The 16,764-nt window shown below is 66.0% G+C and carries 19 protein-coding genes; 14 read left to right on the top strand and 5 right to left on the bottom strand.

Translation table 11 applies throughout. The annotated features are described in order from the left end of the window. The first annotated feature begins 74 nt into the window (after positions 1-74). From cyoE to EI545_RS03795, 10 genes are all read left to right on the top strand, one after another. The gene (cyoE, locus tag EI545_RS03840) at positions 75-1,016 is read left to right on the top strand and encodes a heme o synthase (protein ID WP_125324246.1); all 942 of its coding nucleotides are present in this window, start codon (positions 75-77) and stop codon (positions 1,014-1,016) included. After that, on the top strand, positions 1,016-1,207 hold the full coding sequence (locus tag EI545_RS03835; RefSeq protein WP_125324245.1) for a hypothetical protein: 192 nt from the start codon (positions 1,016-1,018) through the stop codon (positions 1,205-1,207). Before cyoE ends, EI545_RS03835 begins: the two co-directional genes overlap by 1 nt. Beyond that, positions 1,204-1,800 (top strand): cytochrome c oxidase assembly protein, encoded by a 597-nt coding sequence (locus EI545_RS03830; RefSeq protein ID WP_245990271.1) that lies wholly within the window; start codon positions 1,204-1,206, stop codon positions 1,798-1,800. Before EI545_RS03835 ends, EI545_RS03830 begins: the two co-directional genes overlap by 4 nt. A 27-nt stretch (positions 1,801-1,827) precedes the next feature. Next, positions 1,828-2,676: a cytochrome c oxidase subunit 3 gene (locus tag EI545_RS03825; protein ID WP_125324244.1), complete on the top strand. Its 849-nt coding sequence runs from the start codon at positions 1,828-1,830 to the stop codon at positions 2,674-2,676. Positions 2,677-2,742: 66 nt separating this feature from the next. Further along, positions 2,743-3,417, top strand: a complete 675-nt coding sequence (locus EI545_RS03820; protein ID WP_484421911.1) for an SURF1 family protein — start codon at positions 2,743-2,745, stop codon at positions 3,415-3,417. A gap of 25 nt (positions 3,418-3,442) precedes the next feature. Beyond that, complete coding sequence (gene thrC, locus EI545_RS03815) at positions 3,443-4,828, top strand: threonine synthase (protein ID WP_125327227.1); 1,386 nt, start codon at positions 3,443-3,445, stop codon at positions 4,826-4,828. After that, positions 4,825-6,084, top strand: a complete 1,260-nt coding sequence (locus EI545_RS03810) for a M16 family metallopeptidase (RefSeq protein WP_125324243.1) — start codon at positions 4,825-4,827, stop codon at positions 6,082-6,084. The genes thrC and EI545_RS03810 overlap by 4 nt, the downstream gene beginning before the upstream one ends. Further along, the gene (locus EI545_RS03805) at positions 6,084-6,668 is read left to right on the top strand and encodes a GNAT family N-acetyltransferase (protein ID WP_125324242.1); all 585 of its coding nucleotides are present in this window, start codon (positions 6,084-6,086) and stop codon (positions 6,666-6,668) included. Before EI545_RS03810 ends, EI545_RS03805 begins: the two co-directional genes overlap by 1 nt. Before the next feature lie 238 nt (positions 6,669-6,906). Further along, entirely contained in the window at positions 6,907-7,728 is an 822-nt protein-coding gene (locus EI545_RS03800; protein WP_125324241.1) for an MBL fold metallo-hydrolase, read from the top strand. 76 nt (positions 7,729-7,804) lie between these two features. Next, a complete protein-coding gene (locus EI545_RS03795) occupies positions 7,805-9,214 on the top strand; it encodes an FAD-binding oxidoreductase (protein WP_125324240.1) in 1,410 nt (469 codons plus the stop codon). 278 nt (positions 9,215-9,492) lie between these two features. Here the strand turns inward: EI545_RS03795 and EI545_RS03790 are convergent, their stop codons facing one another. The 5 genes from EI545_RS03790 to EI545_RS03770 form a co-directional block, all read right to left on the bottom strand. After that, a complete protein-coding gene (locus tag EI545_RS03790) occupies positions 9,493-10,032 on the bottom strand; it encodes an adenine phosphoribosyltransferase (RefSeq protein ID WP_125324239.1) in 540 nt (179 codons plus the stop codon). A gap of 13 nt (positions 10,033-10,045) precedes the next feature. Next, positions 10,046-10,717 carry a DUF2927 domain-containing protein gene (locus tag EI545_RS03785; protein ID WP_125324238.1) on the bottom strand — a complete coding sequence of 224 codons (672 nt, stop codon included), beginning with the start codon at positions 10,715-10,717 and terminating at the stop codon, positions 10,046-10,048. Further along, complete coding sequence (locus EI545_RS03780; RefSeq protein ID WP_125324237.1) at positions 10,717-11,592, bottom strand: S-methyl-5'-thioadenosine phosphorylase; 876 nt, start codon at positions 11,590-11,592, stop codon at positions 10,717-10,719. Before EI545_RS03780 ends, EI545_RS03785 begins: the two co-directional genes overlap by 1 nt. A 201-nt stretch (positions 11,593-11,793) precedes the next feature. Then, on the bottom strand, positions 11,794-12,849 hold the full coding sequence (locus EI545_RS03775) for a Gfo/Idh/MocA family protein (protein WP_125324236.1): 1,056 nt from the start codon (positions 12,847-12,849) through the stop codon (positions 11,794-11,796). Continuing rightward, entirely contained in the window at positions 12,849-13,634 is a 786-nt protein-coding gene (locus EI545_RS03770; protein WP_125324235.1) for a ThuA domain-containing protein, read from the bottom strand. Before EI545_RS03770 ends, EI545_RS03775 begins: the two co-directional genes overlap by 1 nt. A gap of 144 nt (positions 13,635-13,778) precedes the next feature. Here EI545_RS03770 and EI545_RS03765 point away from each other — a divergent pair, with 144 nt between their 5' ends. From EI545_RS03765 to modC, 4 genes are read left to right on the top strand one after another with little or no spacing between them, the layout of a single operon-like run. Then, a complete protein-coding gene (locus EI545_RS03765; protein ID WP_125324234.1) occupies positions 13,779-14,141 on the top strand; it encodes a winged helix-turn-helix domain-containing protein in 363 nt (120 codons plus the stop codon). 58 nt (positions 14,142-14,199) lie between these two features. Next, positions 14,200-14,949, top strand: coding sequence for a molybdate ABC transporter substrate-binding protein (gene modA, locus EI545_RS03760; RefSeq protein WP_425471628.1), 750 nt, complete (start codon positions 14,200-14,202; stop codon positions 14,947-14,949). Beyond that, on the top strand, positions 14,946-15,644 hold the full coding sequence (modB, locus tag EI545_RS03755) for a molybdate ABC transporter permease subunit (protein ID WP_125324233.1): 699 nt from the start codon (positions 14,946-14,948) through the stop codon (positions 15,642-15,644). The genes modA and modB overlap by 4 nt, the downstream gene beginning before the upstream one ends. Then, positions 15,641-16,723 carry a molybdenum ABC transporter ATP-binding protein gene (modC, locus tag EI545_RS03750; RefSeq protein WP_125324232.1) on the top strand — a complete coding sequence of 361 codons (1,083 nt, stop codon included), beginning with the start codon at positions 15,641-15,643 and terminating at the stop codon, positions 16,721-16,723. Before modB ends, modC begins: the two co-directional genes overlap by 4 nt. Positions 16,724-16,764 lie beyond the last annotated feature (41 nt).

Genomic DNA, 16,764 nt, shown 5'->3' with positions numbered 1-16,764 from the left:
GGGCCAGTTTCGGTTGGCCCGCTTTGCGCTTCAGGCAAGGACGAGAAAACAGGACGACGAAAAGCAGGACCTGGATGAGCGATATCGGAGCATATCAGGCCACACCCGCGCCGTATGAGGCAGGGTTCGGCGATTACGTGCAGCTGTTGAAGCCGCGCGTGATGTCGCTTGTGGTCTTCACCGCGCTCGTGGGTCTGCTGGTGGCTCCGGTCTCGCTCCACCCGGTTGAGGCGTTTGCCGCGATCCTGTTCATTGCGCTGGGGGCCGGTGCCTCGGGTGCGTTGAACATGTGGTGGGACGCGGATATCGACGCGGTGATGGCGCGTACCGCCCGCCGTCCGGTGCCTTCGGGCCGGGTGCAGGCAGGTGAGGCGCTCGCGCTGGGGCTTGGGCTTTCGGGCATCAGCGTGGTGATGCTGGGGCTGGCGACCAACCTGATGGCGGCGGCGCTGCTGGCCTTCACGATCTTCTTCTATGCAGTCGTCTATTCGATGTGGCTGAAGCGGTTGACGCCGCAGAACATCGTCATCGGTGGGGCTGCCGGGGCGTTTCCGCCGATGATCGGCTGGGTCGCCGCGACGGGCAGCGTGTCGATTGAGGCGGCGCTGATGTTTGCGCTGATCTTCATGTGGACGCCGCCGCATTTCTGGGCGCTGGCCCTGTTCATGAAGGCTGATTACCACACTGCAGGGGTGCCGATGCTGACCGTGACCCATGGCCGGCGGTCAACGCGGCGGCATGTGCTGGTCTATACGCTTCTGCTGGTGCCGGTGGCGGTTGGCGCGGCGCTGACCTCGCTGGGCGGGCCGCTGACGCTGGCGGTGACGGTGGCGCTGAACCTGTGGTTCGTGCTGGGTGCCTACCGGATCTGGCGGCGGGACGAGGCTGTGGCCGAGGCTGACAAATACGCGGTGGAAAAGGCGTTCTTCCGCTTTTCGCTCCTCTACCTGTTCCTGCATTTCGCCGCCTACCTTGTGGAAGCGGCACTGCGGTCCTTTGGCGCTGGGGGCTGGTGATGGCCTTTCCCCCCACCCACGAGCTGCACAAGCGCCGGTTTTCCCGCAACCTTGGTCTTGGCCTGACGCTGGCCGCCTTCGTGGCGCTGGTCTTTGCGCTGACCGTGGTCAAGGTTCAGCGCGGCGATCCGTTGCAGGGCTATGACCATGTCGTCCAGCCCGAGGCTGTGCCGCAGGAGGACGCCGGATGATGTTCCCCCGTCTGCAAGGCAACCAGCGCACCTTGGCCCAGCTTGTGGCCCTTGTCGTCACGCTGACCTTCACGACCATCGTCATCATCCCGCCGTTCTATGACTGGTTCTGCCGGGTCACTGGCTTTGGCGGTGCAACCTCGGTCGCCGAGGCCGGGGCTGACACGATCCTTGACCAGACCGTGAAGGTGCGCTTCGACGCATCGCTGGAGCAGGGGATGCCTTGGACGTTCAAGCCGGTCGTTCATTCGATGGACATCCGGATCGGCGAAACCGGGCTTGCCTTCTATGAGGCGCACAACCCGGCAACCCGCCCGGTGGCCGGCACAGCCAGCTTCAACGTCTATCCCTATGCAGCAGGCGGCTTTTTCACCAAGATCGAATGTTTCTGCTTCACCGAACAGATCCTGCAACCCGGTGAGACTGTGCAGATGCCGGTCAGCTTTTACGTTGACCCCGCCATGGTCACGGATGAGGAAGGCCGGTTTGTGAAAGAGATCGTCCTCAGCTACACTTTCCACGAAACACCGCTGCCTGAAGAACAGGCGGCGCTGCCAACTGCCGCAGCACCCAACGCCGGTGCAGTGAACTGACCTAGAAAAACGAGGGAACCGTCGGCCATGGCCAACGCAAAGAACCACGACTACCACGTTCTGCCACCGTCGATCTGGCCTTTGGCCGGGGCGCTTGCCGCGATCATCATGCTGTTTGGCGCAGTGATGGGGATGCATGCGCCCGATGCGTCGCCGGATACGCCCTATGGCTTTGTCGATTTCGTCAGCGGCTACTGGCTGGCGCTGCTTGGCCTTGCCGGTGTGCTTTACGTCATGTTCGCCTGGTGGTCGGAAGTCGTGCACGAAAGCAGCGTCGGCGACCATACGCCGGTCGTGCGGCTGGGCCTGCGCTATGGCTTCATCCTGTTCATCATGTCCGAGGTGATGTTCTTCGCGGCCTGGTTCTGGACCTTCTTCAAGCACCGCATGTATCCAATGGGGCCAAACAGCCCCGCGGTTGACGGTGTCTGGCCCCCTGCCGGGATCGAGACGTTCGACCCCTGGCACCTGCCGCTCATCAACACGCTGATCCTGCTGTTGTCGGGCTGTGCGGCCACCTGGGCGCACCATGCGCTGGTCCATGAAAACAACCGCAAGGATCTGGTCAACGGGCTGATCCTGGCCATCGGCCTTGGCGTCGTGTTCACCGGGATGCAGGCCTATGAATACAGCCACGCGGCCTTCGGCTTTGCCGGCAACATCTATGGCGCCAGTTTCTTCATGGCGACGGGCTTCCATGGGTTCCACGTCATCATCGGGACGATCTTCCTGACCGTCTGCCTGATCCGCGCGCTGAAGGGGCACTTCACCCCAGAAAAGCATGTCGGGTTTGAGGCCGCCGCCTGGTACTGGCACTTTGTCGACGTGGTCTGGCTGTTCCTTTTCGCCGCCGTCTACGTCTGGGGCCAAGGCTGACGCCCACACCGGTTTGAACAGGAAATTGCGCGGGCCTTCGGGCCTGCGCGTTTCATTTCTGGGGGAATGATGCTGCGCAACACGATCTTCGCTTTGGCGCTGGGGCTGTCGGGGGTCGGGGTCCTGATCGGCCTTGGCCTCTGGCAGATGCAGCGGCTGGCGTGGAAGGAGGGCATCATCGCCGGGGCTGAGACGATGATCGCCGCCGATCCGGTGGCGCTTGGGTCCAGCCTTGATCCGGTGGCCGATCGCTACCGCTCGGTGGTCGTGAACGGCGCCTTTACGGGCGAGGAGGCACATGTCCTCACCTCATCGCGTGAGGCAGGGCCGGGATTCCTGGTGATTGCCGCTTACCTTACCGACGACGGCCGCCGCATCCTGATCGACCGGGGGTTTGTGCCGGAAACCGAGAAGTCCACACCGCGCGCGGGGCGGGAGGTCACGGTGACCGGCAACCTGGCCTGGCCCGATGACATCACCGGATCGACCCCGCCCTATGACGCCCAACGCGCCATCTGGTATGGCCGCGACCTGCCCGGGATTGCAGCGCTGCTGGGGACCGAACCTGTGCTGGTCATCGCCCGCAACGATACGGGTGACGGCATCCTCCCGCAGCCCGTCACCGTGGCCGGGTTTCGCAACAACCACTGGCAATATGCCGTGACCTGGTTTTCTTTGGCAGCCGTGTGGCTGGGGATGACAGTCTTTCTTCTCTGGCGTATCAGGTTTCGGACTGTTTGACGGCAGGATGACTGAAAGTAGAATGATGCACTACGTATCCACGCGCGGCTCGGCCCCCGTCCTTGGTTTTGGCGAGGCGATGATGACTGGCCTGGCCCGCGACGGCGGGCTTTACGTTCCCGACACGGTGCCGGAGCTTTCCCATGGCGACATCGCCGCCATGGCGGGCCTGCCGTATGAGGAGGTGGCCTTTCGCGTGATGCGCCCCTATCTGGGTGGCTTTTTCGGCGATGACGAATTTCGCGGCCTGATTGACGCGGCCTACAAGGGCTTTCACCACACGGCCCGCGCGCCGCTGGTGCAGCTGGCCCCGAACCATTTCCTGCTGGAGCTGTTCCATGGGCCGACGCTGGCCTTCAAGGACTTCGCCATGCAGCTGATCGGCCAGATGATGCAGGCGGCCCTTGCCAAGTCGGGCGAGCGGATCACGATTGTCGGCGCCACCAGCGGCGATACCGGGTCGGCGGCGATGGAGGCGTTCCGGGGGCTGGCCAATGTGGATGTGTTCATCCTGTTCCCGCATGGCCGCGTCAGTGACGTGCAGCGGCGGCAGATGACCACTCCGGTCGAGGCGAACTGCCATGCGCTGGCGATGGACGGCGACTTTGACGCCTGTCAGGCCCGGGTGAAGGACATGTTCAACGATTTCGCCTTCCGCGATGGCGTGCGGCTGGCCGGAGTGAACAGCATCAACTGGGCGCGGGTTCTGGCGCAGGTGGTCTATTACTTCTACGCGGCCACCGCCTTGGGCGCACCGCACCGCAGTGTCAGCTTCACCGTGCCGACGGGCAACTTCGGCGACATCTTCGCCGGCTACATCGCCCGCCGCATGGGGCTGCCCATCGAAAAGCTGGTGATCGCGACCAACCAGAATGACATCCTTGACCGGGCACTGCGGGCCGGGGACTACCGGACCGATGGGGTCAAACCGTCGATCAGCCCGTCGATGGACATTCAGGTGTCGTCGAACTTTGAACGCGCGCTGTTTGATGCCTATGGCCGCGATGGCAATGCCGTTTCCCAACTGATGGCCGAACTGAAAACCGGCGGCTTTCATATCAGCCAAGGTGCGTTGGAAACGCTGCGCGCCACCTTCGCCTCGGGCCGCTGTTCCGAGGAAGAGACGCTCGCCACCATCACCCACCAGTTGCGCACGACGGGTGAGCTTTTGTGCCCGCACTCCGCCGTTGGTGTGAAGGTGGCGGAAGACCACCTTGGCGCGGTGCCGATGATCACACTTGCGACGGCGCATCCGGCCAAGTTTCCCGATGCGGTAGAACGCGCCACCGGCATTCGCCCCGGCCTGCCGCCGCATATGGCGGACCTGTTTGACCGTCCCGAACGGATGACCCGCGTGCCGAATGACCTTGCCGCGCTTCAGGCGCTGGTGCGCGAAAGGATTGCGCCTTGACCGAACAGATTCACACGCTGCCGAACGGCTTTCGCATCGTGACCGAGGCGATGCCGGGCCTGCAATCGGCCAGCATCGGCCTCTGGGTCGAGGCTGGGGGGCGGCATGAGACGCCGGCCCAGAACGGCATTGCGCATTTTCTGGAACATATGGCGTTCAAGGGCACGCGCCGTCGGTCTGCCCTGCGCATCGCCGAGGAAATCGAGGACGTGGGCGGCTACATCAACGCCTACACCAGCCGCGAGATGACGGCCTATTACGCCCGCGTCCTGTCCAGCGATGTGGTCATGGCGCTGGACGTGATTGCCGATATCGTCCTGAACCCCTTGTTCCGCAAGGCGGATATCGAGACGGAGCGGCACGTCATCCTGCAGGAGATCGGGCAGGCGCTGGACACGCCCGACGACATCATCTTCGACTGGCTGCATGAAGTCAGCTATCCCGACCAGCCCTTCGGCCGCACGATCCTTGGGCCGGAAGACCGGGTGGCCTCGTTCAAGAAGGCGGATTTCGAAGGCTTTGTCGGCCATCACTATGGACCGGACCAGATGATCCTGTCCGCCGCCGGTGGGGTTGACCATGCCGCCATCGTGGCTGCCGCTGAACGCATCTTTGGCGGGCTGAAGCCGGTTGGCGCCTCGACCGTGCAGCCAGCGCGGTTCGAAGGCGGTGAGCGGCGGGAAGTGAAGGATCTGGAGCAGGTCCACTTTGCCCTGTCCTTCGAAGGGCCGGGCTACCGGGATGACGCGGTCTATGCCGCTCAGGTCTATGCGACCGCGATGGGCGGCGGCATGTCGAGCCGCCTGTTCCAGAAGATCCGTGAGGATCGCGGTCTGTGCTATTCGATCTATGCCCAGTCCAGCGCCTATGAGGATACCGGCCAGATCACGATCTATGCCGGCACCTCGGCCGAAGAGATCGGCGATCTGACGCAGCTGACCATTGATGAGCTGAAACGGGCCGCTGATGACATGTCCGAAGCCGAGGTGGCCCGCGCCCGGGCGCAGTTGCGGGCCGGGCTGCTGATGGGGCTGGAAAGCCCCTCAAGCCGTGCCGAACGCAACGCGCGGCTGCTGTCAATCTGGGGCCGTGTGCCTGCCGTCAGTGAAGCCGTCGCCAAGATCGACGCCGTCAACACCGACACGGTGCGCGCCTATGCGGGCCGCCTGACCACGGCGAAATCGGCATTGGCGATCTATGGCCCGGTTGCCTCTGCCCCGGGGATAGACCGCATCCGCCGTGGGTTGACCGGCTGATGCTTGGCCTGAAGCGCCGGGTCCGGGTCGAGACGGAGCGGATGACGCTGCGCTTGCCGGACCATGGCGACTGGCGGCAATGGTCGGAATTGCGCGAAACCTCGGCCGAGTTTCTGGCGAAATGGGAGCCGGTCTGGGCCAATGACCACCTGAGCCGGCGATCCTTTACCAATCGCGTCTACTGGGCGCAGCGGGCCGAGGCGCAGGGGACGGCGCTGCCGATGCTGCTGATCCGGCGCGAGGACAATCAGCTTCTGGGCGCGCTGACGCTGGACAACATCCGTCGCGGTCCGGCACAGGCGGGCACGCTGGGCTATTGGATCGGCCAGCCGTTTTCCCGGCAAGGCTATATGCGCGAGGCGATCCTGGCGCTGAATCACCACGCCTTCACCCGGATGGACCTGTCGCGGATCGAGGCTGCCTGCCTGCCGGAAAACGCCGCCTCACGCGGGGTGCTGGAAAAATGCGGCTTCAAGTATGAAGGGGTCGCGCAAAGCTATCTGCAGATCAACGGGCGCTGGCGCAACCATGTGCTTTACGCCAACCTGCGCGGCGACCGGCGCGGTCGGACGGATGTTGGCTGACCGGGTGCGGGCGGTTTTCAGATTGAGCGCGTGCCGCGCAAGGTTCTTGTCTCTCGCTTTTGCGTGAAGAACGCAAAAGCGCTCGGGCCAAGGGCCTCCGGCGGGGATATTTGGGCCAATGTGAAAGGCGGGAGTGGTCGAGGCCGTGGGGTCCGGGGGTCCTCGCGCATCCGTGATCCAAGGAGTGGGTGACGCAGCGGCAATCCGGGTTACCCTTCCCAAAATCCGGAGGTGAGTGATGCGCCCAGCCTTGATCCAAGCCGTTGTTTTCGCTGCCGCGGCCCTTGGGGTGGCGCCCCCGGTGCTGGCGCAGGAGCGCATCCCTTCGCATTGTATCGCCCTGGCGGCCGGTGAAGCGACCGTTCAGCCCGCCGCCCTGAACGACGGGCTTGAGGACGGCAGTGTGCTGATCCGCTATATCGACCATGCCAGCTTTGCCATTGTCACGCATGACGGCACCGTGGCCGTGACCGACTACACCGGTTACATCGGCACGCAGGATGTCGTTCCGGACGTGGTGACGATGAACAACGCGCATTCCACCCACTGGACCGCCGCCCCGGACCCTCGCATTCCGCATGTGCTGCAAGGCTGGGCCACGGGCAGCGCGGCGGACCACCGGCTGGACCTTGGCACCATGCTGGTCCGCAACGTCCCGACCGATACGCGCGGCCCGTTTGGTGAGGGCGCGCGGGCCAACGGCAACTCCATCTTCATCTTCGAGGCGGGGGGGCTTTGCATCGGCCATCTTGGCCACCTGCACCAGATCCCGTCCGACGCGCAATATGCGGCCATCGGGCGGCTGGACGTGGTCATGGTGCCGGTGGATGGCGGCTATACCTTGCGTCTGGGCGATATGGCCGGCGTCGTGCGGCGGCTACGATCATCGGTCGTGATCCCGATGCACTGGTTCAGCCGGGCGTCGCTTGACGCCTTCCTGACCGAGATGTCCGCCGAATTCACCGTGGTTGAAACCGGCGGCGCGCAGCTTGCGCTGTCGCTGGACGATCTGCCCTCGGCCCCGACGATCATGGTGCTTGAACCAGCCTATCTGGATTGATCCCCCCTCTGGCGCAGGGATGCTGCGCCCGCTACCACTGTCGGGCCACCGCACCCCAGTCGGGAAGGAGCGCCCGATGCTGAACCCCTGCGACGACGCCTTCATTGCCCGCCTGCAGGGCCTTTTGCCCGAGGGGCGCCTGACCGCGCCCGAGCCGCGGTATCTGGAAGAACCGCGGGGCCGGTGGCACGGGCTGGCCGGGGTTCTGGCCCGGCCCGGGTCAGTGGAGGAGGTGGCCACGATCATCCGCGCCTGCGCCGATGCGCGGGTTGGGGTCGTGCCATGGGGCGGCGGCACGGGGCTGGTCGGTGGGCAGGTCATGCCCGAAGGGCCCGCGCCTGTTCTGGTGTCGCTGGAGCGGATGGCGGCCTTGCGCGGGGCCTATCCGGCGGAAAACGCGCTGGTGGTCGAGGCGGGGATGATCCTTGCCGATGTGCAGGCCGAGGCGGCACGGATCGGCCGTCTGTTCCCCCTGTCGCTGGCGTCGGAGGGGTCGTGCCGGATTGGCGGCAATCTGGCTTCAAACGCCGGGGGCACGGCGGTCCTGCGCTATGGCAACGCGCGCGACCTGTGCCTTGGGCTTGAGGCGGTGATGCCCGATGGCAGCATCTTCAACGGGTTGACGCGGCTCCGGAAGGACAATGAGGGCTATGACCTGCGCCATCTGCTGATCGGGTCGGAAGGCACGCTTGGCGTGATCACTGCGGCCAGCCTTCGGCTGTTCCCGCGCCCAGCCGCCACGGTGGTGGCCATGCTGGCGGTGCCCTCACCCATGGCGGCGCTGGACCTGCTGGCCTTGGCGCAGGGGCGACTGCCGGGTATGGTGTCGAGCTTCGAGATCATCCACCGGATGGGCTTTGACTTTCTGGCCGAGGTGATGCCCGAAGTCCGCGCCCCCTTTGACCCCTTGCCCGACTGGCTGGTGCTGGTTGAACTTGGCCTGCCGATGGGGCTGGATGCCGAGATGGCGATGGCCAACCTTTACGACGCCGCCGATGATGCGGGGCTGGTGACGGATGGGGTCATTGCCACCTCTGACGCGCAAGCGGCGGCGCTGTGGCAGCTGCGCGAGATGATCCCCGAGGCGAACCGTCGGATCGGCGCAATCTCCAGCCACGACATCTCGCTGCCGTTGTCGGCCATCCCGGGCTTTGTCACCGCAGCACCTGATGCCCTGCGCCCCTTGGGTGAGTTCCGGATCAACTGCTTCGGCCATCTTGGCGATGGCAACCTGCATTGGAACGTCTTTCCGGCGCGGGGGGCTAACCGCAAGGTCGATGAGGCGCTGCGCGACAAGGTGAAAGCCACGGTGCATGACATGGTGCATGCGCTTGGCGGGTCGGTCGCGGCGGAACATGGGGTGGGGCGGTTGAAGACGGGCGACCTGCAGCGCTACGCCGACCCCGGCAAGCTGGCCGCGATGCGGTCGATCAAGGCGGCACTGGACCCGCAGGGTATCATGAACCCCGGGGCGGTGTTGGGCTGACGATCTTTGGAATGAAATTACCCCGCCGCAGAAGCTGCGACGGGGTGCTTTGGGGGGTGTGTGGATCGCGCCGTGGGTAGCGGCGCGGTCAGGCTGGGTAGGCCTGACAAGACCCGGTGTAGGGCGATTCTCTTTCAGGACGGTTAACCGATCCCGCTTTGGCCGAGCGGTAGGCGATTTCTTCGAAGAAATCGCAGCGGAGCCTTTGAAGGCTCCGAACCGGAGTTTTCGAAAACTCCGGTGTCACGACCGGGCGTCGGGCCGGGATTGGTGGGGTGCTAGAGCCCTTCGAAAGCGCACAGGGCGTGGACGTCCATGCCCATCGCCTCCAGCTTCTTGCGGCCGCCAAGGTCGGGCAAGTCCACGACGAAGGCGCAGCCCACCACCTCGGCCCCAAGGCGTTCGATCAGCCGAATGCCCGCCTCGGCCGTGCCGCCGGTGGCCAGAAGGTCATCGACGAGCAGGATCTTTTCACCCGGCTGCATCGCGTCGTCATGCACTTCGACAACGGCCTCGCCATATTCCAGCTTGTAGGACTGGCTGATCGTCTGGCCGGGCAGCTTGCCCTTCTTGCGGATCGGGACAAACCCGGTGGACAGCTGATGCGCGACCGCACCCCCAAGGATGAACCCGCGCGCTTCCAGTCCGGCGACCTTGTCGATCCGCATCCCGGCATAGGGGGCGAGCAGTTGGTCAACGCACATCCGGAACCCCCGCGGGTCGGCGAACAGGGTGGTCACATCGCGAAACAGGATCCCCTCATGCGGGAAGTCCACGATAGTGCGGATATAGTCCTTGACGGTCTTCCGTGCGGTCATTGTCTGGTCCTGTTCAGGGGTTGGGCGGATAGTGCAGGCGCAGCAGGGCGGCATCCTGTCCGACAAGGGTTACGGTACTGTTCGATGTCTGCGACAGGATCGAGCGACCCTCATAGGCCGGGCCATCGATATCATAGAGAAAGCCAAGCGACTGGGTCACCTCTTCCAGCATGACCGAGGGCAGGTCTGCATCGGTGATCTTGGTCGAGATCAGGATGACACCCTCCTGAATCGTGTTGGTCTGATCCGACCAGACGGTCATGTAACCCACGCCCATGATCCCGTGGCCGGAAAACCCCGGCGTTTCGGTGAGGACGGTGCCTTCGGGCAGGTTTGTGGGGCGCAAGGTGATATCGGCTGCCGTTGCTGCCGTCGGGCGGATGCTGATGCCGGACCCGGTGCCATTGACCTCGGCCAGCGCGTCCAGAAGCGCGGATTTCAGCCGTGCCTCAAAACCTTCGGGGACCGGAGCGCTGCCAAAGTCGATCCGGATGGTCAGGTCGGGCTTGCCCCAGCGCAGGGCGGCGGTCTGACAGGCCCCGCCGGGTGGGGCGCCGCAGGTCGCCAGGCGGTAGAAGTCGGCGTCCGACACCAACCCGGAGACTGCAACCCCATCGGTCAGCGGCGGCTCGGCTTGGGCGGGGGCTACCAGACCGCACAGGGCAAGGACGAGGTAGCGGATCATCACAGGGCCTGAAGCACCCGTCCGGCCACGGCATCCAGCCGGTCCAGCAGGGCGGCGTCGCGCTTGTCGGGGGCGGTGATGATCGCGTGGTCCAGCGCCCGGTCGCAGCCGTGCGGGCAGGGGCTGCGGTCAAGGTCCAGAAGCCCGGGAAGCTGCGCCACCAGCCCGCGGGCGGAGTCGGCATTGGCGCGGACCACGGCGATGACCTGCGCGACATCCACGGCGCCATGGGTTTCGTGCCAGCAGTCGTAGTCGGTGACCATCGCGACCGAGGCATAGCAAAGCTCGGCCTCGCGGGCGAGGCGGGCTTCGGACATGCCGGTCATCCCGATCACATCGGCCCCCCAGCTGCGATACATCCGGCTTTCGGCGCGGGTGGAAAACTGCGGGCCTTCCATCGACAGGTAGGTGGCGCCGGTGTGGACGGTCAGGCCCTCGATCCGGGCTGCGGCGGCACATGCCGCGCCAAGGCGGGGGCAGGTGGGGTCGGCGAGGCTGACATGGGCCACGCAGCCGTGGCCGAAAAAGGACATCGGGCGGTGGTGGGAACGGTCGATGTACTGGTCGACGATCACGAAATCCCCCGGCGCGAAGTCTTCGCGGAGGGACCCTACGGCAGAGACGGCGACGATGTCGGTGCAGCCCAACCGTTTCAGCGCGTCGATGTTGGCGCGGTAGGGGACGGTGGCGGGGTCGTGGACATGGCCGCGGCCGTGACGGGGCAGGAAGGCGATGGGAAGGTCGTTGAGGCGGCCGACCAGCACCTCGTCCGAGGGGCGGCCCCAGGGTGAGCGGGCCTTGACCCAGCTTGCCCCTTCCAGCCCGTCGATCTGATAGACCCCCGATCCGCCGATGACGCCGAGCATGGTTTGCATGGGCCTCTCCCTTTCACTGGATGGGGCGAGGATAGACGGCCCGGGCGCGGGGGAAAAGGGGGATGTCCCTGCAAGGGACATCATTGTGAGACAAGGAAATTCAACAGGTTGTCGGCGGGCATTCACATTTCGGTAAGGTTTGCCCGCCAGACCTGTGGCCCCCGGGACGGCCACTTGCAACAGCCGCCCCGCAAGCCTGTGTCAGACGGACAGAAGGCGGCCGTCTTCGGTGGCCGAAGCCTCGGCCTTGTCCAGCAGGCGTTGCAGCGCCGCGCCACGGGCAAAGTCGGGGTCGGCCACGCCTTCGCCCCGGATCGCGGCGATGAAGCGCTGGTAGATCGTCGGGACAGGGGGGCAGTCGATATCCACCCAAGTGCCGGACTGGATATTGTCACCAAGGCAGGCGCGCAGATGGCTGTGGGCCTTTTCGAACGTCACCTCAAGCCCGCCGGTCTGGCCGTAAAGGCGCAGGCGCAGGTCGTTGAGATGGCCGGTGGCAAAGCGCGTGGCAGCCACGGTGCCAAGCGCGCCATTGGCAAGGCGCAGCTGCAGCGTGGCGCTGTCATTGGCGTCAAGCGTGTAGTCGCCGATCTTGCCGCCCGGTGCCTTGTCGAAGGTGGCCAGCAGGCAGGAGACCTGCACCGCGTCCATGCCCGCGATGAAGGTGGCGAAGTCGAGGATGTGGATACCCACATCGCCCAGAACCCCCTTGGACCCATGCGCGGTGGACAGCCGCCAGAGCCATTGCGCCTCACGGTCCCAATGGCCCCATGCGGGCTGGGTCAGCCAGCTTTGCAGATAAGACGCCTCAAAATGCCGGATAGGGCCGATGGCACCATCGCGGACCATCTGCGCTGCCTGCTGCAGGGCGGGGACATTGCGGTAGCTGAGGTTGACCATGTTCACCACGCCGGCCTGAGCGGCGGCCGTGGCCATGGCCTCGGCGTCGGCAGCGTTGGTCGCAAGGGGCTTTTCGCACAGCACATGCTTTCCCGCCGCAAGGAAGGGCAGGGTGGTGGCGTAGTGGGCGGCATCGGGGGTGACGTTGGTCACCGCGTCGAATTCGCCCCAGTTTAGCGCCTCCTGCACGGACTGAAAGCCGTGCGGGATGTTGTGGGCCTGCTGAAACGCGGCCAGCCCGTCAGGGCGGGTGTCGATGCCCGCGACAAGGCTGACACCGGGGATGGCGGCGAAAGCCTCGGCATGGTTTTTCGCCATGCCGCCAGTGCCAAGGATCAGAAGGCGGAGGGGTTGCATCAGCGGTATCCTTCCTCGCCATCATGGTGCAAGCGGGGGCCGCGTTCGGTGATCGGCTCCAGCGCCTTTGCCACGGGGGTGTTCGGTGCGTCGTTCGGGTTCAGTATCCGCGCTTCGGGGTTGTGCGCCCAGCGGACGGCATTGGCGATGACCTGCTGCACCAGCGGCTGGTGGTAGGTGGGGTAGGTTTCATGCCCCGGGCGGAAGTAGAAGATGTTGCCCGCGCCGCGCTTGTAGGTCAGGCCGGAGCGGAACACTTCACCCCCGGCGAACCAGCTGACGAACACGGTTTCTAGGGGTTCGGGGACGCCGAAGGGTTCGCCGTACATCTCTTCGTGTTCAAGTTCGAAATGGTCGGGGATGCCGCGCGCGATGGGGTGCTGGCGCGAGGTGACCCAGAGGCGTTCGCGTTCCCCCGCCTCACGCCAGGTGAGGTTGCAGGGGGCGCCCATCAGGCGTTTGAAGGGTTTGGCGAAATGGGCGGAGTGCAGGAAGATCACCCCCATGCCCCCCCAGACGGCGTTGCAGACGCGTTCCACCACGTCATCGGCGACGTCGCCATGGGCGGCGTGGCCCCACCAGATCAGGACATCGGTTTCCGCCAGCTTCTGCGGTGTCAGCCCGTGTTCGGGGTCTTGCAGCGTGACGGTGGAGGCGGTGATGCCGTCCTGCAGGTTCAGCGCTGCGGCGATCGTGCCATGCATGGTCGCAGGGTAGACTTCGGCCACCACCTTGTTCTTCTGTTCATGGACATTTTCGCCCCAAACGGTGACGCGGATGGACATCTGTCATCTCCCTGCTGCGGCGCCGAGGGGGCGCGCTGGAACGGTCGGCGGATCGGGTGACTCCTATTGTCCAAACCGCTTTGGGTCAAGGGTGGCCGCCCAAGGGCGCTTGCCAGTCGGCGGTGTTGCGGTGATCCTAGGGCCATGACACCTGACGCCACCTTGCGCCTGCGGCTGCTGTTCGGGGACCGGCTGGTTCTGGGGCCGGGCAAGGCCGAACTTCTGGCGCGGATCCGCGACACCGGGTCCATTTCCGCAGCCGGGCGGGCGATGGGGATGAGCTACAAGCGCGCGTGGTCCTTGGTGGAGGAGATGAACGCGGCCTTCCGGGTGCCGCTGGTCACCAGCGCGCGGGGCGGGGCGGGTGGCGGCGGGGCCAGTCTGACCGAGGCGGGCGGCGAGGTGCTGGACGCCTACCAGTCGCTGCTGGCGGCCAGCGTGGCGGCAGCGGCCCCCGATGTGGCGCGGATCGCGGCGCTGCTGCGGGATATGTCTGGCCAGAAATAACGCTTGCATCCGGGCGCGGGCTTTGCCGATATGTTCGGGCGAACATATGGAGGTGTCGATGCTGCGCGCAATCCTGCTTGTCCTGATGATGGCCACCCCGGCGCGGGCGGCCGAGGTGACGGTCTTTGCCGCCGCCAGCCTGAAGACCGCTTTGGACGAGATTGCCGCAGAGTGGCAGGCCGACACGGGGCACAGCGTGGTGGTGTCCTATGGGGGAAGCTCGGCGCTGGCCAAGCAGATCATCGAGGCGGCGCCGGCAGACATCTTTATCTCAGCGTCGATCGAGTGGATGGATGCGGTGGCGGAGGCCGGGCTGGTGCGCGACGGCACGCGGGTTGATCTTCTGGGCAACCGGCTGGTGCTGGTGGCGCATGGGGCCGGGGCGGCCCCGGTGGCGCTGGACGCCGGCACTGATCTGGCGGGGATGCTGGCGGGGGGGAAGCTGTCGATGGCGATGGTGACATCGGTTCCCGCCGGGCAATACGGGCGTGAGGCGCTGACAGCGCTGGGGCTGTGGGACAGCGTGGCGGGCAGCGTGGCGCAGTCGGAAAACGTGCGGGTGGCGCTGCAACTGGTCGCGCTGGGGGAGGCGCCGTTGGGCATCGTCTACGCCAGCGATGCGGTGGCAGAGCCGGGGGTGACGGTGGTGGCGACCTTTCCTGAAGGCAGCCATAGCCCGATCATCTACCCGGCGGCGGTGCTGCAGACCGCGGTGCCTGAAGCTGAGGCCTTTCTGGACTATCTGAGCGGGCCGGATGCGCGGGCGGTGTTCGAGGCGCAGGGCTTTCTGCCGCTGGGCGCCCCGTGAGCGACTGGCTTTCCCCGGAAGAATGGCAGGCCGTGGCGCTGTCCTTGCGGGTGTCGTTCTGGGCGACGGTGCTGAGCCTGCCGCTGGGTGTGCTGGCGGCGGTGGCGCTGGCGCGGTGGAGTTTTCCGGGCAAGGCGGTGTTGAACGGGCTGGTGCATCTGCCGCTGATCCTGCCGCCGGTTGTTACCGGGTATCTGCTGTTGCTGACCTTTGGCCGGATGGGGCCGGTGGGGGGTGCCCTGTACGACTGGTTCGGCATCACGCTGGCCTTTCGCTGGACCGGGGCGGCGCTGGCGGCGGCGGTGATGGCCTTTCCGCTGATGGTCCGCGCGATCCGGTTGGCGGTCGAGGCGGTGGACCCGAAGCTGGAGGAGGCGGCGTCGACCTTGGGCGCCTCGCGCCCGGTGGTGTTTGTCACGGTGACGCTGCCCCTGATCCTGCCGGGGGTGATTGCGGGGGCGATCCTTGCCTTCGCCAAGGCGATGGGCGAGTTCGGGGCGACGATCACCTTCGTCTCCAACATCCCCGGTGAGACGCAGACGCTGCCCTCCGCCATCTATGCCTTCCTGCAGGTGCCGGGGGGGGATGCGTCGGCATTCCGGCTGGTGGTGATTTCCATCGTGCTGGCGATGGGCGCGCTGATCCTGTCTGAGTGGCTGGCGCGGCGGGTGCAGGCGCGGGTGGCGGGGCGATGAGCCTTTCGGTCGAGATTGCGCATCGGTTTCCGGCGTTTCAGCTGGAGGTGGCCTTTACCGCGCCGCCGGGATTGACCTGCCTGTTCGGGCGGTCGGGGTCGGGCAAGACGACGATCATCAACGCGGTGGCGGGGCTGCTGCGGCCCGATCAGGCGCGGATCACGCTGGACGGGGTGGCACTGCAGGATCTGGCGCCGCACAAGCGGCGGGTGGGCTATGTGTTTCAGGACGCGCGGCTGTTTCCGCATCTGACGGTGGCGCAGAATCTGGCCTATGGCGCGAAGGTGCGGCGGTTGCCGTTGACCGGGTTTGACCGGATCGTGGACCTGCTGGGGATCGGGGGGCTGCTGGAGCGTCGGCCAGCCACGCTGTCGGGCGGTGAGAAAAGCCGGGTGGCGATTGGGCGGGCGCTGTTGTCCGGCCCGCAGATCCTTTTGATGGACGAGCCCTTTTCGGCGCTGGATGAGGCGCGCAAGGCTGAAATCCTGCCTTATGTCGAGGCGCTGCGGGATCAGATGGGGCTGCCGATCCTGTATGTCAGCCATTCCCTGCCCGAGGTGGCGCGACTGGCCACCACGATTGCGGTGATTGATGCCGGGCGGCTGGTGGCCTTTGGCCCGGCGGCCGAGGTGCTTTCGGACCCGGTGACCGCGCCTCTGCTGGGGTTGGCGGATGCCGGGGCGATCCTGACGGCGCAGATTGCGGCGCATGAGGCGGACGGGCTGACGCGGCTGGAGACGGGGGCGGGGCCGTTGTGGTTGCCACGGCTTGCGGGCGCCATTGGGGGCCAAGTGCGGGTTCGCATCGCGGCGCAGGACGTGATCCTGGCAAGGGCGCGGCCCGACGGGCTTTCGGCGTTGAACATCCTGCCCTGCCGGGTCAGCGCGGTGCAGGAGGGGCGGGGGCCGGGTGTTCTTGTGCAGCTGGACCTTGGGGGGGCGGCGCTGTTAGCGCGGATCACACGGCGGTCGGCGCAGGCGCTGGAGATCGCGCCGGGGCTAGCCGTTTTTGCGGTGGTCAAGACCGTGGCGGTGGCGCAGGGGGACGTGGGCGCCGAGCGCGGCTCACCCTTGGGTTGAGGCGGGGCGAATCGGGCCGAGGCAAAGGGCAGGGTCGCCGC

The sequence above is a fragment of the Tabrizicola piscis genome, from assembly GCF_003940805.1.
GTDB lineage: Bacteria > Pseudomonadota > Alphaproteobacteria > Rhodobacterales > Rhodobacteraceae > Tabrizicola > Tabrizicola piscis.
This window is presented reverse-complemented; position numbering and strand designations above follow the sequence as displayed.